At 75.3% G+C, this 25,084-nt stretch carries 31 protein-coding genes; 16 read left to right on the top strand and 15 right to left on the bottom strand.

The window, feature by feature from the left end; all coding sequences use genetic code 11:
* Nucleotides 1-49 precede the first annotated feature (49 nt).
* Complete coding sequence (locus ACGFI1_RS31605) at nucleotides 50-829, top strand: HAD-IIA family hydrolase (RefSeq protein WP_138641412.1); 780 nt, start codon at nucleotides 50-52, stop codon at nucleotides 827-829.
* A gap of 41 nt (nucleotides 830-870) precedes the next feature.
* Here the strand turns inward: ACGFI1_RS31605 and ACGFI1_RS31600 are convergent, their stop codons facing one another.
* A complete protein-coding gene (locus tag ACGFI1_RS31600; RefSeq protein ID WP_138641413.1) occupies nucleotides 871-1,278 on the bottom strand; it encodes an ester cyclase in 408 nt (135 codons plus the stop codon).
* Nucleotides 1,279-1,331: 53 nt separating this feature from the next.
* Between ACGFI1_RS31600 and ACGFI1_RS31595 the strand changes: the two genes are divergently transcribed.
* Nucleotides 1,332-1,955 carry an IMPACT family protein gene (locus ACGFI1_RS31595; protein ID WP_138641414.1) on the top strand — a complete coding sequence of 208 codons (624 nt, stop codon included), beginning with the start codon at nucleotides 1,332-1,334 and terminating at the stop codon, nucleotides 1,953-1,955.
* Nucleotides 1,956-1,998: 43 nt separating this feature from the next.
* On the opposite strand, the gene ACGFI1_RS31590 is transcribed toward ACGFI1_RS31595, so the two are convergent.
* From ACGFI1_RS31590 to ACGFI1_RS31580, 3 genes are all read right to left on the bottom strand, one after another.
* Nucleotides 1,999-2,784 carry an alpha/beta fold hydrolase gene (locus ACGFI1_RS31590; RefSeq protein ID WP_138641415.1) on the bottom strand — a complete coding sequence of 262 codons (786 nt, stop codon included), beginning with the start codon at nucleotides 2,782-2,784 and terminating at the stop codon, nucleotides 1,999-2,001.
* Between the two features lie 111 nt (nucleotides 2,785-2,895).
* Nucleotides 2,896-4,185 carry an RNA polymerase sigma factor gene (locus ACGFI1_RS31585; protein ID WP_392790685.1) on the bottom strand — a complete coding sequence of 430 codons (1,290 nt, stop codon included), beginning with the start codon at nucleotides 4,183-4,185 and terminating at the stop codon, nucleotides 2,896-2,898.
* Nucleotides 4,182-4,532 (bottom strand): YciI family protein, encoded by a 351-nt coding sequence (locus tag ACGFI1_RS31580; RefSeq protein ID WP_386865752.1) that lies wholly within the window; start codon nucleotides 4,530-4,532, stop codon nucleotides 4,182-4,184. The genes ACGFI1_RS31585 and ACGFI1_RS31580 overlap by 4 nt, the downstream gene beginning before the upstream one ends.
* A 124-nt stretch (nucleotides 4,533-4,656) precedes the next feature.
* Between ACGFI1_RS31580 and ACGFI1_RS31575 the strand changes: the two genes are divergently transcribed.
* From ACGFI1_RS31575 to ACGFI1_RS31550, 6 genes are all read left to right on the top strand, one after another.
* Nucleotides 4,657-5,238, top strand: coding sequence for a TetR/AcrR family transcriptional regulator (locus ACGFI1_RS31575; protein ID WP_392790682.1), 582 nt, complete (start codon nucleotides 4,657-4,659; stop codon nucleotides 5,236-5,238).
* A gap of 47 nt (nucleotides 5,239-5,285) precedes the next feature.
* Nucleotides 5,286-6,077 (top strand): sulfite exporter TauE/SafE family protein, encoded by a 792-nt coding sequence (locus ACGFI1_RS31570; RefSeq protein WP_387066843.1) that lies wholly within the window; start codon nucleotides 5,286-5,288, stop codon nucleotides 6,075-6,077.
* 95 nt (nucleotides 6,078-6,172) lie between these two features.
* A complete protein-coding gene (locus ACGFI1_RS31565) occupies nucleotides 6,173-7,420 on the top strand; it encodes a carboxylate-amine ligase (protein ID WP_392790680.1) in 1,248 nt (415 codons plus the stop codon).
* Entirely contained in the window at nucleotides 7,417-8,535 is a 1,119-nt protein-coding gene (locus ACGFI1_RS31560) for an iron-containing redox enzyme family protein (protein WP_392790678.1), read from the top strand. The genes ACGFI1_RS31565 and ACGFI1_RS31560 overlap by 4 nt, the downstream gene beginning before the upstream one ends.
* Nucleotides 8,532-9,257, top strand: coding sequence for a HemK2/MTQ2 family protein methyltransferase (locus ACGFI1_RS31555; RefSeq protein ID WP_392790676.1), 726 nt, complete (start codon nucleotides 8,532-8,534; stop codon nucleotides 9,255-9,257). The genes ACGFI1_RS31560 and ACGFI1_RS31555 overlap by 4 nt, the downstream gene beginning before the upstream one ends.
* Before the next feature lie 73 nt (nucleotides 9,258-9,330).
* Complete coding sequence (locus ACGFI1_RS31550; RefSeq protein WP_301175880.1) at nucleotides 9,331-9,495, top strand: CDGSH iron-sulfur domain-containing protein; 165 nt, start codon at nucleotides 9,331-9,333, stop codon at nucleotides 9,493-9,495.
* A 40-nt stretch (nucleotides 9,496-9,535) separates the two neighbouring features.
* Here the strand turns inward: ACGFI1_RS31550 and ACGFI1_RS31545 are convergent, their stop codons facing one another.
* The 5 genes from ACGFI1_RS31545 to ACGFI1_RS31525 form a co-directional block, all read right to left on the bottom strand.
* Nucleotides 9,536-9,787 carry a hypothetical protein gene (locus ACGFI1_RS31545; protein WP_301175867.1) on the bottom strand — a complete coding sequence of 84 codons (252 nt, stop codon included), beginning with the start codon at nucleotides 9,785-9,787 and terminating at the stop codon, nucleotides 9,536-9,538.
* A 103-nt stretch (nucleotides 9,788-9,890) separates the two neighbouring features.
* Nucleotides 9,891-10,967, bottom strand: a complete 1,077-nt coding sequence (locus tag ACGFI1_RS31540; protein WP_392790673.1) for an NAD-dependent epimerase/dehydratase family protein — start codon at nucleotides 10,965-10,967, stop codon at nucleotides 9,891-9,893.
* Nucleotides 10,968-11,092: 125 nt separating this feature from the next.
* On the bottom strand, nucleotides 11,093-11,896 hold the full coding sequence (locus ACGFI1_RS31535; protein WP_301175865.1) for a methylated-DNA--[protein]-cysteine S-methyltransferase: 804 nt from the start codon (nucleotides 11,894-11,896) through the stop codon (nucleotides 11,093-11,095).
* Nucleotides 11,896-12,549 carry an RNA polymerase sigma factor gene (locus tag ACGFI1_RS31530; RefSeq protein WP_392790670.1) on the bottom strand — a complete coding sequence of 218 codons (654 nt, stop codon included), beginning with the start codon at nucleotides 12,547-12,549 and terminating at the stop codon, nucleotides 11,896-11,898. The genes ACGFI1_RS31535 and ACGFI1_RS31530 overlap by 1 nt, the downstream gene beginning before the upstream one ends.
* Nucleotides 12,550-12,619: 70 nt before the next feature.
* Nucleotides 12,620-13,285, bottom strand: coding sequence for a response regulator (locus ACGFI1_RS31525; protein WP_301175863.1), 666 nt, complete (start codon nucleotides 13,283-13,285; stop codon nucleotides 12,620-12,622).
* Between the two features lie 179 nt (nucleotides 13,286-13,464).
* On the opposite strand from ACGFI1_RS31525, the gene ACGFI1_RS31520 reads away from it, so the two are divergent.
* On the top strand, nucleotides 13,465-15,207 hold the full coding sequence (locus ACGFI1_RS31520; RefSeq protein WP_392790668.1) for a sensor histidine kinase: 1,743 nt from the start codon (nucleotides 13,465-13,467) through the stop codon (nucleotides 15,205-15,207).
* Complete coding sequence (locus ACGFI1_RS31515) at nucleotides 15,204-15,869, top strand: response regulator (RefSeq protein ID WP_301175861.1); 666 nt, start codon at nucleotides 15,204-15,206, stop codon at nucleotides 15,867-15,869. Before ACGFI1_RS31520 ends, ACGFI1_RS31515 begins: the two co-directional genes overlap by 4 nt.
* 83 nt (nucleotides 15,870-15,952) lie before the next feature.
* On the opposite strand, the gene ACGFI1_RS31510 is transcribed toward ACGFI1_RS31515, so the two are convergent.
* Together ACGFI1_RS31510 and ACGFI1_RS31505 are read right to left on the bottom strand one after the other, a co-directional pair.
* Nucleotides 15,953-16,723: a phosphatase PAP2 family protein gene (locus ACGFI1_RS31510; protein ID WP_392790665.1), complete on the bottom strand. Its 771-nt coding sequence runs from the start codon at nucleotides 16,721-16,723 to the stop codon at nucleotides 15,953-15,955.
* A 143-nt stretch (nucleotides 16,724-16,866) separates the two neighbouring features.
* Nucleotides 16,867-17,535, bottom strand: coding sequence for a DedA family protein (locus tag ACGFI1_RS31505; protein WP_392790663.1), 669 nt, complete (start codon nucleotides 17,533-17,535; stop codon nucleotides 16,867-16,869).
* A 186-nt stretch (nucleotides 17,536-17,721) separates the two neighbouring features.
* Between ACGFI1_RS31505 and ACGFI1_RS31500 the strand changes: the two genes are divergently transcribed.
* Nucleotides 17,722-18,159 (top strand): DUF1707 SHOCT-like domain-containing protein, encoded by a 438-nt coding sequence (locus ACGFI1_RS31500; RefSeq protein WP_364553526.1) that lies wholly within the window; start codon nucleotides 17,722-17,724, stop codon nucleotides 18,157-18,159.
* Between the two features lie 46 nt (nucleotides 18,160-18,205).
* Nucleotides 18,206-18,844, top strand: coding sequence for an HAD family hydrolase (locus ACGFI1_RS31495; RefSeq protein WP_301175857.1), 639 nt, complete (start codon nucleotides 18,206-18,208; stop codon nucleotides 18,842-18,844).
* A gap of 68 nt (nucleotides 18,845-18,912) precedes the next feature.
* Here ACGFI1_RS31495 and ACGFI1_RS31490 read toward each other — a convergent pair whose 3' ends face one another.
* A complete protein-coding gene (locus tag ACGFI1_RS31490; protein WP_301175856.1) occupies nucleotides 18,913-19,938 on the bottom strand; it encodes a tyrosine-type recombinase/integrase in 1,026 nt (341 codons plus the stop codon).
* 82 nt (nucleotides 19,939-20,020) lie between these two features.
* Here ACGFI1_RS31490 and ACGFI1_RS31485 point away from each other — a divergent pair, with 82 nt between their 5' ends.
* Nucleotides 20,021-20,476, top strand: a complete 456-nt coding sequence (locus tag ACGFI1_RS31485; RefSeq protein ID WP_364553530.1) for a hypothetical protein — start codon at nucleotides 20,021-20,023, stop codon at nucleotides 20,474-20,476.
* Between the two features lie 38 nt (nucleotides 20,477-20,514).
* Complete coding sequence (locus tag ACGFI1_RS31480; RefSeq protein ID WP_392790661.1) at nucleotides 20,515-21,234, top strand: DUF72 domain-containing protein; 720 nt, start codon at nucleotides 20,515-20,517, stop codon at nucleotides 21,232-21,234.
* 129 nt (nucleotides 21,235-21,363) lie between these two features.
* Here ACGFI1_RS31480 and ACGFI1_RS31475 read toward each other — a convergent pair whose 3' ends face one another.
* Entirely contained in the window at nucleotides 21,364-21,891 is a 528-nt protein-coding gene (locus tag ACGFI1_RS31475; RefSeq protein WP_364553534.1) for a hypothetical protein, read from the bottom strand.
* 17 nt (nucleotides 21,892-21,908) lie between these two features.
* The gene (locus ACGFI1_RS31470) at nucleotides 21,909-22,469 is read right to left on the bottom strand and encodes a hypothetical protein (protein ID WP_392790659.1); all 561 of its coding nucleotides are present in this window, start codon (nucleotides 22,467-22,469) and stop codon (nucleotides 21,909-21,911) included.
* A 105-nt stretch (nucleotides 22,470-22,574) separates the two neighbouring features.
* Between ACGFI1_RS31470 and ACGFI1_RS31465 the strand changes: the two genes are divergently transcribed.
* Nucleotides 22,575-23,084, top strand: coding sequence for a GNAT family N-acetyltransferase (locus ACGFI1_RS31465; protein ID WP_392790657.1), 510 nt, complete (start codon nucleotides 22,575-22,577; stop codon nucleotides 23,082-23,084).
* 571 nt (nucleotides 23,085-23,655) lie between these two features.
* On the opposite strand, the gene ACGFI1_RS31460 is transcribed toward ACGFI1_RS31465, so the two are convergent.
* Nucleotides 23,656-24,279 carry a hypothetical protein gene (locus ACGFI1_RS31460; protein WP_392790654.1) on the bottom strand — a complete coding sequence of 208 codons (624 nt, stop codon included), beginning with the start codon at nucleotides 24,277-24,279 and terminating at the stop codon, nucleotides 23,656-23,658.
* Nucleotides 24,280-24,423: 144 nt separating this feature from the next.
* On the opposite strand from ACGFI1_RS31460, the gene ACGFI1_RS31455 reads away from it, so the two are divergent.
* Entirely contained in the window at nucleotides 24,424-24,987 is a 564-nt protein-coding gene (locus ACGFI1_RS31455; protein ID WP_392790652.1) for a TIGR03086 family metal-binding protein, read from the top strand.
* Nucleotides 24,988-25,084: the final 97 nt, after the last annotated feature.

The following is a 25,084-nucleotide window of genomic DNA, read 5'->3' as shown; positions in this document are numbered from 1 at the left end:
CCCGGGCACGGCGGCGCGAGCGAAGATCCCCACCTGCGACAATGGGGACATGACCGAACGCAGGCCGATCGAGTACTGGCTGTCGGACATGGACGGGGTCCTGGTCCACGAGGGCCGCCCCGTGCCCGGCGCCGAGGAGTTCATCCGCCGGCTGTCGGCGTCCGGCACGCCGTTCCTCGTCCTCACCAACAACTCGATCTACACCCGCCGGGACCTGTCGGCCCGGCTGGCGGCGGCCGGCCTGCAGGTCCCGGCCGAGTCGATCTGGACCTCGGCGCTGGCGACCGCGCGGTTCCTGGCCGACCAGCGCCCCGAGGGCACCGCGTACGTGATCGGGGAGGCGGGGCTGACCACGGCGCTGCACGAGGCCGACTTCGTCCTCACCGACATCGACCCCGACTACGTGGTCCTCGGCGAGACCCGCACCTACAGCTTCTCCCAGATCACCCGCGCGATCCGGCTGATCGAGGGCGGCGCCCGGTTCGTGGCCACCAACCCCGACCCGATCGGCCCGTCCCCGGAGGGGTCGCTGCCGGCCTGCGGCGCGGTCGCCGCGATGATCACCCGGGCGACGGGGGTGGAGCCGTACTTCGTCGGCAAGCCCAACCCGCTGATGATGCGGACCGCGCTGAACGTGGTCGGCGGGCACAGCGAGTGCACCGCGATGATCGGCGACCGGATGGACACCGACGTCGTCGCCGGCATCGAGGCCGGGCTGGAGACGATCCTGGTGCTGACCGGCGTGACCCGCGAGGAGGAGATCGCCCGGTTCCCGTTCCGGCCGAGCCGGGTCGTCCCCTCCATCGCCGACCTCGTCGACCTGGTCTGACCCCGCCACCCCGGCCCTGGCCCCGGCGCGGGGACGGGGTGTCAGCCGAGGGCGCCGAGCGCGGTCATGAGGCCCAGTGCGTCCGAGACCACCCAGTACTCGGCGAAGCGGCCGTCCTCGGCGCGGAAGATGTCCTGCCCGCGAAACGACACCCGCGTGCCGGGCGCGGCGGTCGCGCCCGGGATCCCGCCCTGGTAGGAGCCGTGGAAGCTCCACGCGGCGGCGACCATGCCGCCGCCGACGACCGGGCCGGCCTCCAGCGCGGTGCGGACGCCGGAGAAGCTCGCGTGGGAGCGGCGGACCTGCTCGGCCGCCTCGGCGGGCCCGCGCACCTCCAGGTTCGGCCAGTGCCCGGTGAATCCGGGGGTGAGGATCTCCTCGGCCACGGCGTAGTCGCCCTCCCACACCTCGAACAGCCAGCGCCGGTACAGCGCGTCCAACGGGTCCATGGCGGGCACCCTTCCCCCGTGCGAGGCCCGGCGAACATACACTCGGGAGCGCCATGCGCATGATCAGACAGGGCGGGTCCCGCGAGCTGGAGATCCGCAGGTCCCGGTTCGTCTGCACGCTCGCCCGCGTCGCCGACGAGGGCGAGGCCGTCGCGTTCATCGCCGCGCACCGCCGCGCGCACCGCGACGCCACCCACAACTGCACCGCCTACGTCGTCGGCGAGCACGGCGAGATCACCAAGAGCAGCGACGACGGCGAACCGGCCGGGACGGCGGGCGTGCCGATGCTGGAGGTGCTGGTGCGGCGCGGCCTGACCGGCACCGCCGCGGTCGTCACCCGCTACTTCGGCGGGGTGAAGCTCGGCGCGGGCGGCCTGGTCCGCGCCTACGCGCAGGCGGTCGCCGGCGCCGTCGACGCCGTCGGGGTGGTGGAGCTGCGCCCGGTGGTGACGGTCACCGTCGGGGTCGAGCACGCGCTGGCGGGCCGGTTCCTCGGCGACCTGCACGCCGCCGGGCACCAGCCCGCCGACGTCCGCTACGGGACGGCGGTGGAGGCCGACGTGGCGGTGCCCGCCGCGGACCTGGCGGAGTTCGAGGCGTGGGCCGCGGCGGCCACGGCCGGGCGCGCGTCGCTGCGGCGCGGCGCGCCCGGCCACATCGAGGTCCCCGTCACCTGACCCCGCCCCGCAGGCAGGGCCCGCCGGGCCGGGCGGGGGCCGGTCAGCCGAGGAACTCGGCCAAGACGGGCGCGAGCGCGTCGGCCGCGACGTCGTGGGTCTGGCCCTCCAGGACGCGGTGGGTCCCGGCGGGCAGCAGCTCGGCGACGCGGCGGGCGGTGTCGCGCATCCAGGCGGGACTGTCGCCGCCCGCCACCACCAGCGCGGGCACGGTGACCCGGCCGATGAGGCCGGTGGGCATCGCGCCGCCGCCGGCGTCGTCCATGACCGCCGAGTCGTAGGCCAGCGTCGGCGCCAGCGCCTCCAGCGCGGGCCACATCGGCGCCTCCCGCAGCTGCGCCACCATCTGCTCCGGAATCCCGACGCTGCCCATGAACAGCGCGAGCGCGTCGCCGCGGCGGCCGCCGGCCAGCAGCCCGGTCAGCTCGGTGTTGTAGGCGCGGGAGCGGGTGAGGCGGTCGTCGTGGCCGGAGTGGAACGGCGGCTCGAACAGCGCGAGCCGGGTGACGGGCAGGCCGCGGGCGGCGGCGCGCAGCGCCAGCACCGCGCCCGAGGACATCCCGTAGACGGCGGCGGAGCCCCCGGCGGCGTCCAGCACGGCGGCCAGGTCGTCGATCTCGCGGTCGACGGCGTACGGCGGGGTGTCGCCGCTGTCGCCGCGGCCCCTGCGGTCGTAGGTGAGGACGGTGTGCCCGCCCGCCAGCAGAGCGGCCAGGTCGGCGCCGGAGCGGCGGTCGTTGAGCGCCCCGCCGACCAGGACGACGGCGGGGCCGCTCCCGGTCCGGTCGCAGGCGATGGGCGTCCCGTCCTTGGAGTGCACGGTTTCCATGAGGGTGTCCTTCCCAGGTCGGCGGCCTCGACGGCCGGTCTCGCCCCACCGACGAACGGGCGGGCCCCCGGCGGACACTCCGGCGCCGGTTTTCTTCCGGCGGACCCGGGGTCAGGTGAGTTCGTCCAGGCGGCGGGCCAGGTGGCGGCGCTCGGCGTCGTTGGCGGCCAGGTCCAGGGCGCGGCGGAACGCCGCGGCGGCGTCGGCGCGGCGGCCCAGGCGCCCCAGCAGGTCGCCGCGCGCGGCGTGCAGCAGGTGGTAGCCGTCCAGGTCCCCGGCGCGGTCCAGGTCGTCGGCGAGCGCGAGCCCGGCGGCGGGCCCGTCCGCCATGCCGACCGCCACGGCCCGGTTCAGCCGCACCACCGGGGACGGCACCAGCCGCTCCAGCCGCTCGTACAGCACGGCGATCTGCGGCCAGTCGGTCGCGGCGGCGTCGGGTGCGGTGGCGTGGCAGGCGGCGATCGCGGCCTGGACCAGGTAGGGGCCGGGCGGGGGACGGCCGGGCGCGGGCGCCAGCGCCTCCTCCAGCAGCGCGACGCCCTCGGCGATCTCGGCGGCGTCCCACCGGGACCGGTCCTGCTCCTCCAGGACGACCAGCGCGCCGCCGGGGCCGGTGCGGGCGGCGGCGCGCGCGTCGTGCAGCAGCATCAGGGCCAGCAGCCCGCGCGCCTCGCGCTCGGCGGGCATGAGCGCGGCCAGCAGCCGCGCCAGCCGGATCGCCTCCCCGCACAGCTCGGGGCGGGCCAGCCCGTCCCCGCCGGTGGCGGTGTAGCCCTCGTTGAACAGCAGGTACAGCACGCCCAGGACGCCGTTGAGGCGGTCGGGGAGCAGGTCCGGCGGGGGGACGCGGAAGGGGACGCCGGCGTCGCGGATGGCGCGTTTGGCGCGGGTGAGGCGCTTGGACATGGCGGCCTCCTCGACCAGGAACGCGCGGGCGATCTCGCCGGTGGTGAGGCCGGCCAGGGTCCGCAGGGTGAGGGCGACGCGGGCCTTGAGCGGCAGCGCGGGGTGGCAGCAGGCGAACATCAGCCGCAGCCGGTCGTCGCCGAAGGCGTCCGGCCCGCCGGCGGCGCCGGGGTCCTCGCGGGGCGGGGCGGTGCGGGCGGCCTCGGCGAGCTTGCGTGCGCCGGCGGCGTCGCGGCGCAGCCGGTCCACGGCGCGGTTGCGGGCGGTGGTGGTCAGCCACGCGCCGGGGCGGGACGGGACGCCGTCGCGGGGCCAGCGCTCCAGCGCGGCGGCGAAGGCGTCCTGCGCGCACTCCTCGGCCAGGTCCCAGTCGCCGGTGAGGCGGATCAGCGTCGCGACGAGCTGCCCCCACTCGGCGCGGAACGCGCCCGCGACCGCCCCGGCGACCTCGCTCGGGGCCGCGCCGCCGGGTACGGGGGCGGGGGTGGGGGTCACGCCGTCGCGGGGCCCGGTTCCTCGACCGGGCGGATCTCGATCTGGCCGAGCTCGGCCCACGGGTGCCGGGCGGCGATCTCCACGGCCTCGTCCAGGCCGGAGCACTCGATGACGGTGAACCCGCCGATCTGGTCCTTGGTCTCGGCGAACGGCCCGTCGGTGAGCAGCACGTCCCCGCCGCGGACCTTCACGGTGGTGGCGCGGTCGGCGGGCGCGAGCCCGGCGCCGCCGCGGACGACGCCGCGCTCGGCCATCTCCCGCGACCAGCCGCCGCAGCCGGTCGCGGCGGCCCGCTCGGGATCGGTCCCGGCGGTCTCGTCACTGCAGATCATCAGTACGTAGCGCACCCGCGGCCTCCCCCTCGGCTCGGCGGCCGGGCCGCCCCGGCCGCCGGGCCAGGATGCCAGATCCGCGGCCCCGCGGTCACCGGCACGGCCCGGACCGGGGGAGCGCGGTGTACCCTTTCCCGCGATGAGCAGGGGCACGATCGTCGGCGACCAGCAGCGGGCGCGGATCCTCCGGGCCGCCGCGGCGGTCCTGGCCGAGCGGGGCGGGGCCGCGGGCATGTCCGACGTCGCCGCGGCCGCGGGCGTGGACCGGGCCGGCCTCGACCGCTTCTTCCCCAGCCGCGAGGCGCTGCTGGCCGCGCTGTACGAGGCGGCCCTGGCCGACCTGGTGGCGCGGCTGGAGGACGCCCGGCTGGACCGCGTCCCGATCGAGGAGGCCGTCGCGCGGATGACCCGCGCGACGATCGCCGCGGCCGCCCGGCACCGGGCCCTGGGGCTGCTGGAGCAGACGCCGCGGGAGGCGCGCCGCGTGGAGCGGCAGCTCGCCGGGCCGCTGCGCGCGGTGTTCGAGCGCGGCGCCGCGGGCGGGCACTTCCGCACCGACATGCCCGTCCACACGCTCGCCGAGATGTACTTCAGCCTGCTGGAGGGCGTGGTGTCGCGGGTCGTGCGGCGCCGCCTGGGCGTGGAGGAGGCGAGCGACGCCGTCACCACGCTGTTCCTGTCGGGCGCACTGGCCCGCCCGGACGGCCCGGGCGGCGGCTGACCCGCGCCGGCGGGCGGGGGAATCGGGCGAAGGCGAGGGAGCGGCCGGTGGCGGGACTGGAACCGGTGGTGGCCGCGGCCCTGGTGCTGCTGGGGCTGGCCGCCGGGGTGGGGATCACCGCGGTCGGGCCCGGCGGGGTGCTGATCACCGTGGGGCTGTTCGCGTTCACCGACCTGACACCGGCGCAGGTCGCCGGGACCGCCATCGTCACCAACGTCGCGACGGGCCTGGCGGGCACGGCCGTCTACACGCGGTCGGGGCAGCTGCGGGACCCGGCGACGCGGCGCACGGCGGTGCTGCTGGCGGCCGGCGCGGTCGCCGGGACGCCGCTGGGGGTGGCGGCGAACGGGCTGGTCGAGGGCCGCGTGTTCGGGATGCTGCTGGGGGCGTTCGTCGCGCTGACCGCGGCGCTGGTGCTGTGGCGCCGCCCCGGCGCCGCCCCGAACGGTGGCCCGGACGGCGCCCCGGCGCCCGCCGCCACCGGGATCGGGGCGCCGACCGCGGTCGCGGTGGGCACCGGCGTCGCCGCGGTCGGCGCGATGTTCGGCGTCGGCGGGCCGCTGCTGAGCGTCCCGCTGCTGGTGGCGCTGGGCACGCCGGTGCTGGCGGCGCTGGCCGCGGCGCAGGCCCAGTCCGTGGTGATCGCCGGCATCGGCACCGCCGGGTACGTCGCCGCCGGCGCCGTCGACTGGCGGCTGGCCGCGCTGATGGGCGTCCCGGAACTGGCCGGCGTGCTGGCCGGCTGGATGATCGCGCGGGCCGTGCCGGCGGCGGCGCTGAAGGCCGCGCTGGTGGTGTGCCTGCTGGTCCTGGCCCCCTACGTGGCCCTGCACGGCTGAACCCCGCCCCCGAAAGGATCTTGGCCGCGGGCGGGAGGGGACCGCCTGGACGGGCATCCCCCCGGGACGGGTGCACACGAGCGAGGGGGCGCCACATGGACCAGGACCGCGCGGCCGAACCCGGCACGATCGGGGTGGAGGAGGAGTTCGTCCTGGCGGACGCCGCGACCGGCAGGTGCGTCCCGGACGCCGCCGCCGTGCTGGCGGCGGCCGGCCCGCACCGGTGGGCGGCCGCGGGCGGCTCCTTCCAGCCCGAACTGCTGTCCTCGCAGGTGGAGGCGGCGACGGGCGTATGCCGCGACCTGGCCGGGCTCGGCGCGCAGCTGCGGTCCGGACGCGAGCGGCTGGCGGCGGCGGCCCGCGCGCGCGGCGCGCTGCTGGTCGCGTCGGGCACGCCGGTGCTGGACGGGCCCCCGCCGCCGCCCGCGCCCGGCGACCGGTACGCCGCGGTCATGGCCGCCTACGGGGACGTGGTGGAGGACTACCAGGCGTGCGGCTGCCACGTCCACGTCGGCGTCCCCGACCGCGACACCGCGGTGGCGGTGGTCAACCACCTGCGGCCGTGGCTGCCGGTTCTGCTGGCGCTGTCGGCCAACTCCCCGTTCGACCACGGCCGCCTCACCGCCTACGCCGCGCGCCGGGCCGTGGCGATGGCGCGGTTCCCCGGCTCCGGCGTCCCGCCGTGGACCGCGTCGGCCGCCGCGTGGGACGCGCGGGTCGCGGCGCTGGTGGAGGCGGGCGTGCTGGTCGACGAGGCGATGACGTTCTGGCTGGCGCGGCCGTCGCCGCGGTGGCCGACGGTGGAGGTCCGGGCCGCCGACGCGGCCCCGACCGCGGCGGAGGCGGCGCTGCAGGCCGGGCTGGTGCGCGGCCTGGTCGGCGCGGCGCTGGCCGACCTCGCGGTGGGCCGGGAGGCGCCCCGCGCGGACGGGCAGCTGTGCGCGGCGGCGCTGTGGAACGCCGCCCGGCACGGCATGTCCGGCATGCTGGCCGACCCCGTCGCCGGCCGTGCCGTCCCGGCGTGGCGGCGGGCCGAGGCGATGGTCGGCCGCGCCGCCCCCGCGCTGGCCGCCGCCGGGGACCTGGACACCGTCCGCGCGCTGCTGGCCGCCCTCCGGCGGGCGGGGACGGGCGCCGACCGGCAGCGCCGCGCCGCCGCGCGGGGCGGCCCCCGCGCGGTGGTGGAGATGCTGGCGCGGCAGACCGAGGCCGCCGGGCCTCCCGTTCCGGAGGCGCCCCCCGCGCCACCTGGGGAGGAACCGGGCGTATGGGACGCGTGTGAGCGGGTACCGGAGGGCCGGACGCCCCCTGACGGGCGCCCCCTGACGACGGAGGACAGATGACCGCTCCGCAGGCCCCGGCCGCCACGGCCGCGCCCGACGCACCGCCGGCGCCGCCGCCCCCGCGCGGCCCGCTGTCGCGCGCCGTGACCGCGGCCCTGCTCGCCGGCCCGCCGCCCGGCGACCCGGACCGCCTCCCCGGCCCGGCCGACGCCGCGGCCGCCGACCCCTACGGGGACGACCTCCAGCTCGCCCTGCACACCTGCTACGAGCTGCACTACCAGGGCTTCGCCGGCGTCCACCCCGACTGGGAGTGGGACCCGGCGCTGCTGCGGACCCGCGCCGCCCTGGAGACCGAGTTCCTGGCCGCGCTCCGCCGCGACACCGCCACCGGCACCGGCCCGGACGCCGGCGCCGACGTGGACGCCGCCCTGGAGGAGCTGCTGGTGGAACCGGTCGGCGGGGGAGGCGTCACCCACCACCTGCGCGACGACGGCCGCCCCTGGCAGCTGCGCGAGCACGCGGCGCTGCGGTCGGTGTACCACCTGAAGGAGGCCGACCCGCACGCCTGGGTCATCCCGCGGCTGCGGGGCCGCGCCAAGACCGCGCTGGTCGCCGTCGAGAACGACGAGTTCGGCGGCGGCCGCCCCGAGATGACCCACCAGGGCCTGTACGCCGCCCTCCTGGACGACCTCGGCCTGGACTCCGCCTACGGCGCCTACGTCGACGCCGCCCCACCGCAGATGCTCGCCACCGTCACCATGATGTCGCTGTTCGGGCTGCACCGGTCGCTGCGCGGCGCCCTGGTCGGGCACTTCGCCGCCGCCGAGATCACCACCGCGCCGTCCGCGCGGCGGATGGCCGCCGCCCTGCGCCGCCTGGGCGCCGGCCCCGGCGCCGTCCTGTTCTACACCGAGCACATCGAGGCCGACGCCGTCCACGAGCAGGTCCTGCGCCACGACGTCATCGGCGCGCTGCTGGCCGCCGAGCCCGAACTGGCCGCCGACGTGGCCCTGGGCATCCGAGCGACCGGACTGCTGGAGGACCGCCTGGCCGAACACCTGCTGGCACGCTGGCGCGCCGGCCGGCCCGCACTGCGCCGCCCACTGCCCGACGCGCCCCCCGACGCGGCCCCCGACACCCCGCCGGCCGGTGGGGGAGAGGGGGACCGGCGATGATGCTGCTGCGCCCGCCGGGGGTGTACCGGCCGCAGACCGACACCTCGCTGCTGACCGGCGCGCTCACCCGGACACTGGCCCGCGCCGGCGCCCCGCCTCGCGCCCGCGTCCTGGAACTCGGCACCGGCACCGGCGCGGTCGCGCTGGCCGCCGCCCGCGCCGGCTGCGACGTCGTCGCCGTGGACGTCTCGGCGCCCGCGGTCCTCACCACGCGGATGAACGCCCGGCTGCGGGGCCTGCCCGTCCGGGTGCTGCGCGGCGACCTGTTCGCCCCGGTCGCCGGCGAGGTCTTCGACGTGATCGTCGCCAACCCCCCGTACGTGGCGGGCGACGCCGACCCGGCGGCGGTGCGGGGCCCGGCCCGCGCCTGGGAGGGCGGCCGCGACGGCCGCGCCCTGCTGGACCGGATCTGCGCACACGCCCCTCAGCACCTGGCGCCGGGCGGGACGCTGCTGGTGGTGCACTCGGCGCTGAACGGCGTCGCGGCGACGCTGGTGGCCCTGCGCGCCGCCGGGATGCGCGCGTCGGTGGTGGCCCGCCGCCGCGAACCGTTCGGCCCGGTGATGCGGCGCCGCGCCGCGCTGCTGGCCGCGCGGGGCCTGCTCGGGCCCGGGCAGCTGCACGAGGACCTCGTCGTGGTCCGCGCCGACCGGATCGCGGCCGGCGCCGCAGGCGGTGAGGGCGGTGAGGAGGGCCATGAGCACCGGCACCGGGCGGCCTGACCCCGCCCCCGCGCCCGACGAAGAGCATCGGGAAGGACGCGCGTCCGCGCGCCGGGATCGGCGGCGGGTGCGGATGGTGCCGGGCGGCCCGGTACTGGTGGAGGGCCCCGTCGAGGTCGTCCTGGAGGACGGCTCCACGGTCGTGTCGGACCGGTGGCTGGTCGCGCTGTGCGCGTGCCGCCGCAGCCGCTCCTACCCGTTCTGCGACACCAGCCACCGCCGCCGCACCCGCGGCTGAGGCCCGCTCAGCAGGCCGCTCAGCTCAGCCGCGGGGAGTCTCAGCCGCCGAGGCTCTCCAGCGCGACGTCCAGCCGCTGGGCCAGCGCCTCGATCTGCTCCTCGTTGGCGCCGGTGTCCAACTCGGCGATGACGGCGTCCCGCGTGGTGATCACCAGCGCGTCCTCGGGACCGCCGCCCCGGCCGGGATCGCCGGGCACGACCGCCGCGCGGCCCCCGACCACGACGAGCGCCGCGTCGCGGTCGGTGGAGGCCAGCAGGGTGTGCAGGTGGTCGGAAGTGATCGTCGGCATCAGGTGACCTCCGGTAGCGCGATGGCGATGGGATGGCAGTGGGATGTGGCAGTGGGATGGACGAGACGGTGCGGGGTGAAGTCCGCGGCGTGCCAGGGGCGGGTCAGGGGCGGCGGCCGACGCCGGTGCTGAACTCTCGGGCGCGGCCGGGCCCGGCTCCACCCGGCGCCAGCGGCGGCGTGTCCCGCCCGGCACCGGAACGCAGCCCCTCCAGGAAGTCGCTGAACGCCTCCCGGGCGGTGTGCCGCGGCGTCCAGCCCAGCTCGGCGCGGGCCCGCGCGGTGTCCATGACCGGGATCCGCATCGCCAGGTCGAACAGACCCGGCGACGCCGGCACCAGATGCAGCCCCCACGCCGCCGCCAGCGCCGCCCGCACCGCCGGCTGCGGAACCCGGACCGTGCGCGCGCCGAGCATGCCGGCGAGCTCGGCCGCGTCCACCACCGGGTCGGCGGCGACGTTGAACGCCCCGCGCGCCGCACCGGTCGCGGCCAGCCGGAACGCCTGCCCCGCGTCCGCCGCGTGCAGAAACTGCATCCGCAGCCCCGGCATGTCCGGCACGAACGGGATCCCGCCCGGACGCACCAGCCGGCCCGGCAGCAGCGGCCCGGCGAACAGCCGCCGCTGCTGGCTGGCCGACTGCCGCTGGAAGACGAACCCCGGCCGGATCCGCACCACCCGGCACCGCGGGTTGGCGGCCTCGAACGCGTCCAGCAGCCGCTCCACGTACGCCTTCTCCCGCGAGTAGGCGGCGCCCGGCCACCCGTGCGTCGGCCACGACTCGTCCACCGGCCGGTCCTTGGGCCCGGGGGAGTAGGCGCCGACCGACGAGGAGTGCACCAGCGCCGGCACCCCGGCCTCAGCGACCGCGTCGAACACCCGGCCGCTGCCGACCACGTTCGCGTCCCACGTCACCGCCGGCCGGTGGGTCGGCTGGAACAGCCACGCCAGATGCACCACCGCGTCGGCGCCCCGCAGCAGCGGCACCAGGTCGCTGTCGGTGACGTCGGCCCGCGCCCACTCGATCTTCCCGCTGCCGGCCGGGTCGGTCTCCCGCACCGCGCCCGGCCCCGGCGCGCGCCGCGCCACACCGGTCACGGCGGTCACGGCGGGGTCCTCGGCGAGCTCACGCAGCGTGCTGGTCCCGATGTTGCCGGTCGCGCCGGTCACGACGACGCGCATGGCGGTCTCCCTCTCCTCGGCGGTCCGCCCGCGGGCTCGTCCCCGCAGGTGGACGGCCCCATTCCCGGCCAGCGCCGAACTATGCCCCACCCCCCGCCGGCGCCCGCCGACCCGCCCGGGGCCGGTCAGGCGGGACGGCAGCGCAGGCACGGCCGGTACCCGGCCGCCTCCGCCGCCGCCAGCCCGCCGAACCCGCGCCGGTGCCCCGGCGCGATCCGCCGCGCGTCCGCGCACGTCGGATAGCACACGATCCCCGTCGTGTCCGACCCCACCAGCCGCACCCCGCGCCGCGCCAGCTCCACCGCCTCGTCCACGTCCACGTCCTCGGCCCGCAGCAGCCGCTCCTTGGCCCCCGCACCGAACACGTACTCGCCCAGCGACCCGTCCGACCGCGTCACCCGATGGCACGGGATCAGCAGCGGAACCGGGTTGCGGCCCAGCGCCGACCCCACCGCCCGCACCGCCCGCGGCCGCCCCGCCCGCCGCGCCACCCACGCGTACGGGCGCGTCTGCCCGCGCGGGATCTCCGCCGCCGCCTCCAGGACCGCCGCCTCGAACTCGCTCAGCCCCCGCAGGTCCAGCCGCAGCCCGCCCAGCCGCCCCGACCGCAGCGCCGGCACCAGCCCCGCCGGCGGACGCTCCGCCGGCAGCAGCGGCCGCGCGAACCGCTCCCGGAACGCCTCGGCGAACTCCCGCTCGCCCATCCCCGCGCGCACGTACGCCACCCCCCGGTCGGTGAACGCCACCTGCAGCCCCGCCAGCGGCCCGTCCTCCACCGGCCCGGGAACCCGCACCCGCCGCGCCGCGATCCGCTCCAGCAGCCCCGCCGGCGCGTCCGCCGCCAGCCCCGCCAACTCGTCGACCACCGCGTCCACGGCCGGATCCACCGCCGGATCCACCGCCCCGCCGAAGGCATCGGCACCGGTCATCACCGGCCTCCCTCCCGCCGCTCACGCGGCCCCTCAAGCCCGTCCGGGACGCCGCGCAGCCTCCGCAGCCGCGCCAGCCCCCGCGACACATGCGACTTCACCGTGCCCTCCGGCAGCCCCAGCACCGCCGCCACCTCGGCGACGGGAAGACCCGTCACATGCCGCAGCACCACCGCCGCCCGCTGCGCCTCCGGCAGCTCGGCCAGCAGCGCCGCCAGCTCCCGGCCCGTCTCCCGGCGCGCCGCGGCGTCCTCCACCCCCTCGCCCGGATCGGGCGGGTCCGGCGCGTCCTCCATCGGCGCCGCCACCGGACGCCGCGCCGCCGACCGCAGGCTGTTGCGCCACACGTTCGTCAGGATCGCCAGCAGCCACGCCCGCGGCCGCAGCCCCTCGATCCGCGCCGCCTCGTACCCCGCCAACGCCCGGTAGGCCCGCAGGAACGCCTCCGCCGACAGGTCCTCGGCCTCGGCCCACCGCCCGCACAACCGAAGCGCCGTCGAGAACACCGCGCCCCGGTACGCCTCGTACAGCGCCGCGAACCCGGCGTCCAGGTCCCGCGCCAGCGCCGCCGCGACCGCCGCGCCCACGTCATCGCCGGCACCGCCGCGGGCGCCGTCCGGAAGGCGGGGGAGCGCTTCGTCCGTAACCGTCACATCCCGTCAACACCGGCCCGCGCCGGCCCGTTGCACCCCGCCCGCGGGCCCGCGCCCGACCGGGCCGCGCTCAGCCGAGCCACCCCGGCCGGATCACGCCCTTCTCATACGCCAGCACCACCAGCTGCGCCCGGTCCCGCGCCCCGAGCTTGGCCAGGATACGGCTCACATGCGTCTTCGCCGTCGCCGGCGACAGCACCAGCCGCCCCGCGATCTCCTCGTTCGACAGGCCCGCCGCCACCAGCTCCAGCACCTCCCGCTCCCGCTCGGTCAGCGCGCTCAGCTCCGCCGCCGGCGGCGGCGCCGTGATCCGGGACGCGAACTCCGAGATCAGCCGCCGCGTCACCGTCGGCGCCAGCAGCGCGTCCCCCCGCGCCACCACCCGCACCCCGTGGATCAGCTCCGGCGGTTCGGTGTCCTTCACCAGGAACCCGCTCGCCCCCGCCTTGATCGCCTCGTACACGTAGTCGTCCAGATCGAACGTCGTCAAGATCACCACCCGGACGCCGCCCAGCCGCGGATCGGCGATGATCCGCCGCGTCGCCTCCAACCCGTCCAGCACCGGCATCCGGATGTCCATCAGCACCACGTCCGGGCGCACCTCGACCGCCCGCTCCACCGCCTGCGCCCCGTCCCCGGCCTCGGCGACGATCTCGATGTCGGCCTCGCCCTCCAGGATCGACCGGAACCCCGCCCGCACCAGCGTCTGGTCGTCAGCCAGCATCACCCGGATCACGCGATCTCCTCCATGCTCTCCGCACCTCGCCACCCGGCCGCCACCGCCCACCCGCCGGACCACCCGCCAACCGTAGTTCAGCCCACCCCCCTCCCGCCCGCCACCCGCGATCTTCACCGCCCCCGACCCCTGACTTTCGACGGTAACCCCGCACTTCACCGGCCAGTAGCGTGGACCCCGTGAACCACCCCGCAGCCACCCGGGAACACCGCGTCACCGCCCGCGCCGCCACCCGGGCACTGCGCGCGGCCGCCCGCGACGCCCACCCCGCCGCGCTGCGCACCGCGATCCGCCGCCCCAACCGCGCCGCACGCGTCAAGGACACCCTCCTCTACGGCGCCCTGGCGTTCCCCGTCGCCGTCGACATGATCTCCCCGCTCCAGCCCCACCTCGCCACCTGGTGGCTGCGCGGAGCCGGACTCGCCGCCCTCGCCGCCGCCGTCGCCGTCTCCCGCGCCCGCCCCACCACCGCGCTCCTCACCGCCATCACCCTCAACCTCGTCCACGGCAACTTCGTGTTCGCCATGCCCGTCCTGGCCTACCTCGCCGGCCTGCGCACCGCCCGCCCCCAACCCCTCCTATGGGGCTTCACCGCCGTGTTCATCGGCGGCACCGCCCTGGCCACCGCCCGCGGCCTCGACGTCGCCGTCTGGTTCCCCTCCACCGTCTGGCTGGTCCTGCTCGGCGTCCTGCCCTGGCTCATCGGCCGCTACTGGCGCCAGCACCAGGAACTCCTGCACGCCGGCTGGGAACGCGCCGAACGCCTCGAACACCAGCAGCGCATCATCGCCGAACGCGAACGCCTCCGCGAACGCGCCCGCATCGCCCAGGACATGCACGACTCCCTCGGCCACGAACTCGCCCTCATCGCCGTCCGCGCCGGCGCCCTCCAGGTCGCCCCCGGACTCGACGACCGCCACCGCGACGCCGCCGCCCAGCTCCGCACCGGCGCCGCCGACGCCACCGACCGCCTCCGCGAGATCATCGGCGTCCTCCGCGACGACACCCCACCCGACCCCGGCGGCCCGCACCCCGCCGCACCCGTCAACCCCGCCCGCGAAACCATCCCCGACCTCGTCGACCGCGCCCGCGCCTCCGGCGTCCCCGTCCACCTCACCGGCGCCGCCGCCCTGCACGACCTCACCCCCATGGCCGCGCTCACTGCCCACCGCATCGTCCAAGAGGCCATCACCAACGCCGCCAAACACGCCCCCGGCGCCCCCATCACCGTCACCCTCACCCGCCCCGGCGACACCCTCCACATCACCGTCGCCAACGAACCCCCGCCCGGCCACACACCCCTCCTGCCCGCCGGCGGACGCGGACTGACCGGCCTCACCGAACGCGTCCGCCTCCTCGGCGGCACCCTCGACGCCGCCCCCGACCCCGGCGGCGGCTTCACCCTCACCGCCCGCCTCCCCGACACCCCGCCCACCGCACCCGCACCCGACGCGCCGCCCCTCCCACCGGGGGAGTGGCCCTCCGAATCCGCGCTCCACCTCGCCCGCGAACGCCTCCAGGTCCGCCGCGGCCTCATCACCGCCATCACCGTCCCCATCGCGCTCATGGCCGCCCTCGGCGCCGTCATGGCCGGCTACTACATCTACGTCACCCTCAACTCCGTCCTCCCACCCGCCGACTACGCCGCCCTCCGCGTCGGCACACCCCAGCACCAGGTCGAACAGACCCTCCCGCGCAAGCAGACCCTCGACGCCGGCGTCGTCCACGCCGCCGTCCCCGAACCACCCCGCGCCGACTGCCGCTACTACCGCCCCGACGCCAACCTCCTCGGCGCCGCCCGCATCTACCGCCTCTGCTTCACCGGCGGACACCTCACCAGCAAGAACAGCTACTCCACCGCAGCCCTCGACCCCGACCGCAACCGCGGCACCCCCCGACCCACCGACCAGGAGAACGAGTGATCCGGGCCCTCCTCGCCGACGACGAGACGATGATCCGCGCCGGCGTCCGCGCCATCCTCACCGCCGACCCCGGCATCGACGTCGTCGCCGAGGCCGCCGACGGCCACGAAGCCGTCGAACTCACCCACCGCCACCGCCCCGACGTCGCCCTCCTCGACATCCGCATGCCCCGCCTCGACGGCCTCGCCGCCGCCGCCGAACTGCGCCGCACCGCCCCCGCCACCGGCGTCATCATCCTCACCACCTTCGGCGAGGACGACTACATCGCCCGCGCCCTGTCCGGCGGCGCCAGCGGCTTCCTCCTCAAATCCGGCGACCCCCGCGAACTCATCGCCGGCGTCCGCGCCGTCGCCGACGGCGCCGCCTACCTGTCACCGAAGGTCGCCCACCGCGTCATCACCGAGATCGGCGGCGGCCGCCTCGCCGGCGGTGCCCGCGCCCGCGCCCGCATCACCGCCCTCACCCCCCGCGAACGCGACGTCCTCGCCCTGCTCGGCGCCGGCCTGTCCAACGCCGAGATCGCCGCCCGCCTCCACCTCGTCGAAGGCACCGTCAAGGCCTACGTCAGCGCCATCCTCACCCGACTGGACGTCCGCAACCGCGTCCAGGCCGCCGTCATCGCCTACGAAGCCGGCCTCGTCGGCGACGACACCCACCACTGACCCCGGAACACCGAACGGGCCGCTCCCGGTGGCACCACCACCCGGAACGGCCCGTCCCTCGCGTCGACCGACCGACGCGCCGACTAACCGAGAGGACCCCGGCGCGTCACACCGCCCATCACGTCCGGCATCGTCACCGACGCCTCGTCCACCGACGCGGCACCGGCCACCGCACCCAGACCGCCCTGCGGCGCCGGCCCGTCCAGCGGACCCGCGGCACCGGCCGGAACCGGCGCACCCGCACCAGCCCCCACCGCACGCGCACCCAGCAGCAACACACCCACCGGCACGCCCCGCAACCCCTCCACAAGCGGCCGCAGCGCACGCACCAGCACCAGCGCCACCAGCGGAGCCACCACGACCCCCACCAGGAACCCCGCCGCCACATCATGCGGATAATGCACGCCCACGAACACCCGCGAGAACGCCATCAGCGCCGCCAACGGCAGCACCAGCGGCGCCATCGCCCGCCACGCCACCACGATCGCCGCCGCCGACGCCGCCGCGATCGTCGCGTGATTACTCGGGAACGACCAGTCGCCCGGCGCCGGACACGCCGCGATGTGCACCGCACCCGCCACCGCCCGGCACGGCCGCTCCTCCTGGATGAAGCTCTTCGACACCTCGCTCACCAGATACGCCGACACCACCGCGAACGGCGCCGCCAGCGCCAGCCCCATCGCCCGCGCGTCCAGACCCCGGGCCCGCCACCAGCCCGCCACGAACAACACGGCGAACAACAGCAGCCCCGCATCCGTCCCGACATCCGCCACCTCATGCACCCAGGACGGCGTGCCCTGCGCGAACTCGGTGATCTCCCGGTACAGATCGGCGCTGAAATCCGGCGCTCCCATACTCTCCCTCACACTCAACGGGCAGCCACTGCCCGACACCCTTGAGACACCGGACGGACCACCGGAGTTCACCCTATGGCCACGACCGCGCCAACCCGGTCACTTTCCCCGATCACCCCGCGGATCGGCCCGATCGCCCAGCATCACCGACCCGGCGACACACCCGACGCCCCCACCGGCGCCCCCTCCTCCTCGACCCGGCCCGCCTCCACCGGCCCACGCCGCCGCCCCCGCACGAAACGCACCCCCTCCACCACACCCGTCACCGACAACGCCAACCCCAACCCGACCGCCACACCCTTGATCGGATCGTCCTCGAACGCCACCCCGCCCACATACCCCAGCAACGTCCCGTACAGCGCCCACGACACCGCCGCCACCGCCGCGAACCCCGAGAACCACCGCAACCGGTACCCCACCGCACCCATCGTCAACGTCACCGCCGTCCGACCACCCGGCACATACCGCGCCACCACCAGGATCAACCCGCCCCGCTCGGCCATCGTCCGCCGCGCCCACCCGAACGCCGCATGCCGCCGCGTCCCCGCCCGCAACCCCCGCACCAGCCGCCCACCCGCCCGGCGCCCCACCAGATACGACACGTGATCACCCAGGAACGCCCCCAGCGCCGCCAGCACCACCACCGCCACCGGCTCCGGACTCCCCGACGCCGCGTACACCCCCGCCGTGATCACCAGGCTCTCGCTCGGCACCACCGGGAAGAACCCGTCGATCACCGCGACCGCGAACAACACCAGGTAGAACCACGGCGACGTCACGGCCGTGTCCACCACACCAAGGATTCCGTCCATGCCCACGACGCTAGAAAACGATCACCCCCCGGCGGATCCCGCGAACGGCCACCACCACCCCCGACTTACGACAGGGGTCCGACCCCGCGTCCTGCGAACGATGTACCGCCCATTCCTCATACCGGAGGACGACCCGCACCCCCTCGCACCACCACCCTGGAACCACACCACCCGGGGGAGCCCACCATGGAACACCGAACCGAACACCCGACCGACGACCACGTCCGCGCCTCCGACCACGACCGCGACACCACCGCCCAACGCCTCACCGACGCCCTCACCGAAGGCGCCCTCGACCCCGCCGAACACCACCACCGCCTCCACCGCGCCCTCACCGCCACCACCCGCGGCGACCTCCACCGCCTCACCGCCGACCTGCCCCCCTCCCAGGCCGCCCGCACCCGCGCCGACACCGCCCGCCGCGCCGCCCGCGACCAGGCCGACAAACGCGCATGGGCCGCCGAATGGCGCTACTGGACCGGCGGCGCCGCCATCATGACCGCGATCTGGGCCGTCAACGCCCTCCGCGAGGGGGAGTGGACCTTCTTCTGGCCCGCCGCACCCCTCGGCATCTGGGCCGCCATCCTCATCTCCTACGCCATCTGGCCCTCCGACGACGACTGAAAACCACTCGCGCCGCGCCCCACCCCTCCGGCACACTGCACATCCCGTGGGACACCTGCACATCTTCGACATGGACGGCACGCTCCTGAACGGCACCACCGCCAACCTGGAGATCGCCCGCCACCTCGGCACCCTCCCCGAACTCCACGAACTCGAGGCGCGCTTCGCCGCCGGCACCCTCGACACCCGCGGCTTCTCCACCGAGATCCACCGGCTCTGGCGCGACCTCACCCCCGCCGTCGTCGCCACCGCCTACAACGCCGCCACCTGGCTCACCGGCATCGCCGACGTCTGCGCCGACATCCGCGCCCGCGGCGAGCACTCCGCCGTCATCACCATGTCGCCCGACTTCTTCGCCCACCGCCTCCTCGCCCTCGGCTTCGACGACGTCATCGCCTCCCGCTTCCCGCCCATGCCCTTCACCGGAACCCTCGACCCCGCCGGCATCCTCACCCCCGCCGACAAGGTCCGCATCACCGAACGACTCCGCACCCGCCACGGCCTCACCCTCGGCCAATGCACCGCCTACGGCGACTCCATGTCCGACGCGCCCCTGTTCCGCCACCTCACCAACACCGTCGCCGTCAACGCCGACCACCACCTCGCCGACATCGCCGCCCTCGACTACCGCGGCACCGACCTCACCGAGGCCTACACCCTCGCCCGCACCCTCTCCACCACCTGACCGCCCCTCGACCAAACGCAGGGGAGCGGAGCCGAGCCCCCGAGGCAACGCCTCACCGCGCTCGCGGCTCAGCCGCCGCGCCGACCCTCCACCGGGCCCAGCAGCGGATGCACCCGCATCGCCGCCTCCAACTCACCCGGCAACTCGTCCCGGTACCGGCCCAGCGTCGACAGGTCCGCATGCCCCAGCACCCGCCGCACCGCGTCCATGTCCGTCGCCGCCGCCAGCAGATGCGTCGCCGTCGTATGCCGCAGCCCGTGCGGCGTCACACTCCGCCGCCGCACCGGCTCCACCCGCTCCAGCACCCGGTCGATCACCCCCTGCACATCACCCCGCGCCAACCGCCGCCCCCGCCACGACAGCAGCAGCGCCTTCGGCTCCCGCCCCCGGTCCAGCAGCCGCCGCCCGTCCGCCAGATACGCGTCCAGCACCTCCACCACCGGACGGGGGAGCGGCACATCCCGCGTCCGCCCGCCCTTACCGAAGATCCGCCAGTACCGCGTCCCCCCGTTGACGAAGAAGTCCTCCGAGTTCGCCGCCGTCAGCTCCGACACCCGCGGCCCCACCGCCGCCAGCAGCAGCACGATCAGCCCGTCCCGCAGCTCCGTCCGCTGATCCGCCCGCCGCCGCGGCGCCGACACCGGCGCCTCCGCCAGCTCGCGCGCCGCCCCCAGCAGCCCCTCCGCCTGCTCCACCGTCAGCGCCCGCCGCTCCGCCCGCAGCCCGCCCCGGTGCTTCGGCCGCACCGTCACCGCGTCCATCGGATTCAGCTGCACCCACCCCGCAACCACCGCGTACCGGAAGAACGCCGACACCGAACGCCGGAACCGCGCCTGCGACGCCGCGCTCTGCACCGGACCGCCCCCCGGCTCCACCGCCCGCACCCGGCGCCGCTCATCCGGCTTGCGCGCGAACCGAAGCAGCACCTCATCGACGTCCTCACCGGTCAGATCGTCCAGCACCCGCTCCGCACCCGCCAGCGCCGCGAACGTCACCACGTCCCGCGCGTACACCTCCGCCGACGCCGGCGCCAGCGCACCCGTCGAGGTCTTCGCCCGCACCATCTCCCCGTACCGGTCCACGCACTCGGCCACCGTCAGACGCTGAACATCGGAAGGACGCACCCGCCGGACGCTACCGTCCGCCACCGACAGAAACCCCCGTAACATCGGCACCGTGACGGACCGCGCACTGTTCGACCAGGTCGGCGAGATCGTCCGGGCCTCGACCCCGCCCGGCCTCGGACGCCCCCGCGTCCAGGTGCGCCACAACGGCGTCAAGGCGTGGTTCGGCGACCCCGAACCCCAGCGCGAGCACTACGAGGCCCAGGTCATCCCCGCCGAACTGGCCCCCGGCGCCCGCACCCACGCCGTCGAGATCGGCTTCCACGCCGAGCACCGCGACGAACCCGCCAACGAGGCCGCCCTCGCCCGCCTGCGCACCACCGAGCCGCGCTGGCGCGCCGACCTCGGCGACGACCCCGCCACCGGCCCCTTCCTCGGCCGCGGCACCTGGCGCCGGATCTCCGAGACCTGGCCCGACCTCGACCTCGACGCCCCCGACGCCCCCTTCGAGATCGGCGTCCGCCTCGTCGACTACATCCGCGCCCTGGAACCCCACCGGCGGGTATGACCACCCCCGAGGGCACCGCCGGACGTAGGGGAGGGCCGATGCTCATCGGCACATCGGGCTGGCAGTACGCCGACTGGCGCGGCGTCCTGTACCCGCCCGGCCTCCCGCAGCGGCGCTGGCTGCGGCACTACGGCGACGTCTTCGCCACGGTCGAGAACAACAACGCCTTCTACCGGCTGCCGGGCCGTGAGACGTTCGAGCAGTGGCGGGGGAGCACCCCGCCCGGCTTCGTCATGGCGGTGAAGGCGAGCCGCTACCTCACCCACATGAAGCGCCTCACCGACCCGGCCGAGCCCGTCGAGCGCCTCATGAACGCCGCCGCCGGGCTCGGTCCCAAGCTCGGGCCGGTCCTGCTGCAGCTCCCGCCCACCCTGCGCGCCGAACCCGACCGCCTCGCCGCGTGCCTGCAGCGGTTCCCGGCGGGCGTGCGCGTCGCGGTCGAGCCGCGCCACCCCTCATGGTGGACGGACGAGACCCGCCGCCTCCTGGAGCGCCACGGCGCCGCCCTGTGCTGGACCGACCGCCTCGGCCGCCCCCAGACACCGCTGTGGCGGACCACCGGCTGGCTCTACCTGCGCTTCCACGAAGGCCCCGCCGAGCCCTGGCCGAACTACGACGACGAGACCCTTCAGGGCTGGGCGGACGATCTCGCCGACGCCGACGACGCCTACGTCTACTTCAACAACGACCCCGGAGGAGCGGCCGTCCGCAACGCACTGCGCTTCGCCGAGCTCACCGCGCACCCCGAAACGGATTAAAGACAACAAACTACGGAAACCGGACAGAAGCTGGATTCTGTCCGGTCAACCACAGAGACCACAGGGGAGCGGCACGAAGGCCGTGGAGGGGAGGGGCGGCGACACCCTCGCGCCGCCCCCCGCCCGCCCTCACTTCTTGTACGGGGCGACCTTCTCCCGCAGCTCCTGCATCGTGCCCTGCAGCAGCTGCCGCAGCCGGTCGCGGTCGGCGCCGTCCGCGTCCGCGTAGTCGTCGATGTCGATCAGCTGCTTCTTCGTCGCGGTGACCGAGTTGAGCTGGTGGTCGAGCTTGACGTCGCCGAACCACGGGCTGCGCAGCATGTTCGCCATGTCGGTGCGGAACATCGCCACCAGGTCGTCGGGATCGGCGATGTGGTTCTTCACCTCGGCCACGAACGTCAGCGTCGCCTTGCTGCCGAGCACCGCCTGCTGCAGCACGCCGTCGCCGGTCTTGCGGTCCAGCACGATCGTGAAGCTGTACAGGACGGGGTCGCCGACCGGCTTGAACCGCACGTACTGCAGGTCGCCGCCGGACTTGATCCCGATGACGGGGCACCCCAGGTGCGCCATCGTGAACACCATCTCGCCGATGAGCGCCTCGTCCTTGCTCTCCCGCGCCTCGGCGTTGTTCTTGAACTTGTTGATCATCGAAAGCATTGGGGGTGTCCTCCCGTTCAGGCGGCGATGCGGCCGTGCAGGTACTTCGCGCAGGCCTGGGCGACGGCGGCGATGTGCTCCTGCAGCACCGGGTACTTCACCGTGTAGTGGCCGGCGAAGTACTGGTCCAGGTCCAGCAGCAGGGGGACCTGGACGTACACGTATCCGGTGCCGAGGTCGGCGTCGACGGTGAACACACCCGGCTCGCCCACGTCGAGGAAGCCGCTCTTGACCTCCGACTTCAGCGCCTGCCACACCGTCCGCGCGTCCTGGACGTACTCGCCGTAGGCCATCGTCACGGCGGCGTGCTGCCCGAGCGTCCTGGCGGCGGTGACGCTGCCGGCCAGGTGCGTCAGCTGGAACATCAGCCGGTGCTTGCGCTCCCGGTGCTGGAACCGCAGGTAGTGGTGGTCGCCGTCGGAGTTGAGGTCGATGAGGGCGTTGCCCTGGGCAACCGCCGCGGTGATGACGGCGCCGACGAGGAGGTCGTCGATCTCGCAGGTGTGGAGCTGTTCGGAGAACCGCTCCCAGCTGCGGTTGACGAGCTGGCCGAAGACCTGGTCGAGGTGCTCGCTCACGATCACCTTTCGTCGTTGCGGATCAGGGGGACGGGTGTGAGACTCCCGCGCCGCCGCCCCCGGTTCCCGGATCGGGGACACTGCCGGATCGGGGACACTGGGCGCGTGAGCCTCCTCGTCCCGGCGCCGCGCCTGATCCCGCCGAGCACGGCGGTGCGTGAGTCGTTCCTGGCCGGGGAGCGGGCCGACCACCTGGCGGCGGGCGACCCGATGGACTGGCTGGACGAGGCGTACCGCGACTTCGGCGCGTTCGTCGCGCGGCGCCGCGGCGTCCAGGAGCGGTGGGGCGTGCCGTGCACGACGTTCTGGTACGTGGCGGGCGAGCACTATCTGGGGACGCTGATCGTCCGGCACCGCCTGACGCCGGAGCTCGCCGAGGTCGGCGGCCATGTCGGCTACCACGTCGTCGCGCCGTGGCGGCGCCGCGGGCACGCCACGCGGATGCTCGCCGCCGGGCTGGTGGAGTGCCGCGGGCTGGGTCTGGAGCGCGTCCTGCTGACCTGCGCCGCCGACAATGAGCCGTCCCGCCGGGTGATCATCGCTAACGGCGGCGTGCACGACGGCCGGGTCCGCGGCGAAGATCGCTACTGGATCGCGCTCACCCCGGCGCACTGAGATCCCGGCCGGACGACCGGCGCCGCGAGTAGAACCCGCAGACGCTCGACGGAGCACGCGCGTCGAGCGCAGCACGCGCAATCTCGCCCGGTTCGCCCCTATCCCGCCTCGTCTGATCGATGGTCGATAATGCACATTATGTTAAGTAGACCGGATTCCGGACCATGCGAGGCCCTTCAGCTGGTCTGACGGTTCCGAAGAAGACCTCTGCGGGTGTGGACGGCCCGTGGCGTCCTCGTCGCCCCCTCGAAGACGAGCCCGGCTCCCTTCGTGCCACTCGTCCGCGTGCACATGGCGAACAAGTCGACCTCCGCACCCGCTCCGCCGACGCCGAGTTGGCTACTGCCTCCGCGGCGGCGTCACCCGGCCAGGCTCCAAGATCGCTCGGATCGCCATCCCGGCCGCCGGGAGAGAACCGTCCAGCGCTGCCGGCTTGCTTGGCTGCAGTCGACAATCATCCGCGAGCCTGCCCTGCCGCACCGTCCGCTCCCCTGGCTGCTTACGCGAGATTGTCAGCCAACCTGACCGAAGACACTCCCCTGGTCTCTGCTGTTGCAGGCGCCGCTGCGGATCAGATATCGCCGTCGCCGAGCCCGGAAATTACCCTGATGTCCGCTTCGGACATGTCCAAGGCGTTGGCGATCTCCTTGACGAGAACGGGATGCGGATTGAGACTTCCGCTGCGCAGCATGTGGATCGTGGACCTCGATCGTGCGGTTCGCTCCGCCATTTCCCTGCTCGGGATTCCGCGCAGGTCCATCAGTCCGCTGAACACGTTACCGAACGGATGCGGTTCCAGTTGGCCGGCCGGTGCGGCCGCGGGCTCGATGAGCAGGTCGCCGACCTTGGCCTGGAACCTGATCAGTCGGTCGCCTTCGAACCTGACCTTCGCGACGAAGGGCAGGCTCTCCCCGTCGCCGGGGCCGACGGTGCCGGGCACGGAGGTCTCAGTGAACCTCGTCCTGCCGCGGTCGTGACCGCTCGCGATCTCCAAGGGGATGCCGGGTTCGACGCGGGTGACTTTCCAGTCGCGGTTCCACCAGGGCAAATCCTGCAGCAATTCGTTGAAGAAAGGGAGCAGGACGGAGATGTCGACCGGGTCCGGAGGGTTCTTCTGACCGGCGTAAAGGATGCCGGGCCAGTACGTCAGTGCCGCGATCACGTCTGCGGTAAGCGTGCGATTGGCAGCTTCCATGCCGCCACTCTCCCACTCCCATGCGGGGGGCCCGCCTGCTCGGCGGACGATCAACGCGGAAAAGAGGCGGACGCGCGCCGCGCTGATCGTTAGATTGGCGGGGTTCGCATGACGGTGTTCCGGGCCCGGCGAGGTGGTGGCGACGTGGTTCCTGAGGGGTTCGTCCGTGCGCTGGACGCGTTCGAGGCGGTGCTGGCGGCGGTGCCGGTGGACCGGTGGCTGTCGCCGTCGCCGTGCGAGGGCTGGGCGGCCGTCGATGTGGCGGGGCACGTCACCGCCGGGCTGCTGGTGGTCGAGTTGCGGGCGGCCGGGCGGCCGCTCCCCCAGGACGATCCGGACTGGCGGGAGGTCGCCGGCGCGGACCCGCTGGCGTCCTGGCGCGAGGTCCGCGCCAGGATGACGGCGGAGCTGACGCCCGCTGCGCTGGATCGGCGGGTTCCGCTGGCGATGGGCATCGAGATGACGGTGCGCGAGTGGATCGAGCAGTATCCGCTGGAGTTGCTCGTGCACACTTGGGACCTGGCGCGGGCGACCGGGCAGACCGTGGTACTCCCCGCGGACCTGGTGGACGCGGCGCTGGAGACGGCGAAGGCGATGGCGCCTCGGGGCCGTGAGGCGGGGATGCTCGGGGCCGAGGTCCCCGTGCCCGGCGACGCCGACTCCCAGGCGCGGCTGCTGGCGCTGTTCGGCCGCGACCCCGCCGCCTGACCCGTCCGACCGGCCTCTCCCCTGCCCCGGAATACAGGGGTGCGCGGGAGCGGTGGCGGCGGTTAGGGTGCGGGTATGCGCCGACGACATTGATCTT

Source organism: Actinomadura geliboluensis, assembly GCF_043197915.1.
In the GTDB taxonomy this organism is placed as follows: Bacteria; Actinomycetota; Actinomycetes; order Streptosporangiales; family Streptosporangiaceae; genus Spirillospora; species Spirillospora geliboluensis.
This window is presented reverse-complemented; position numbering and strand designations above follow the sequence as displayed.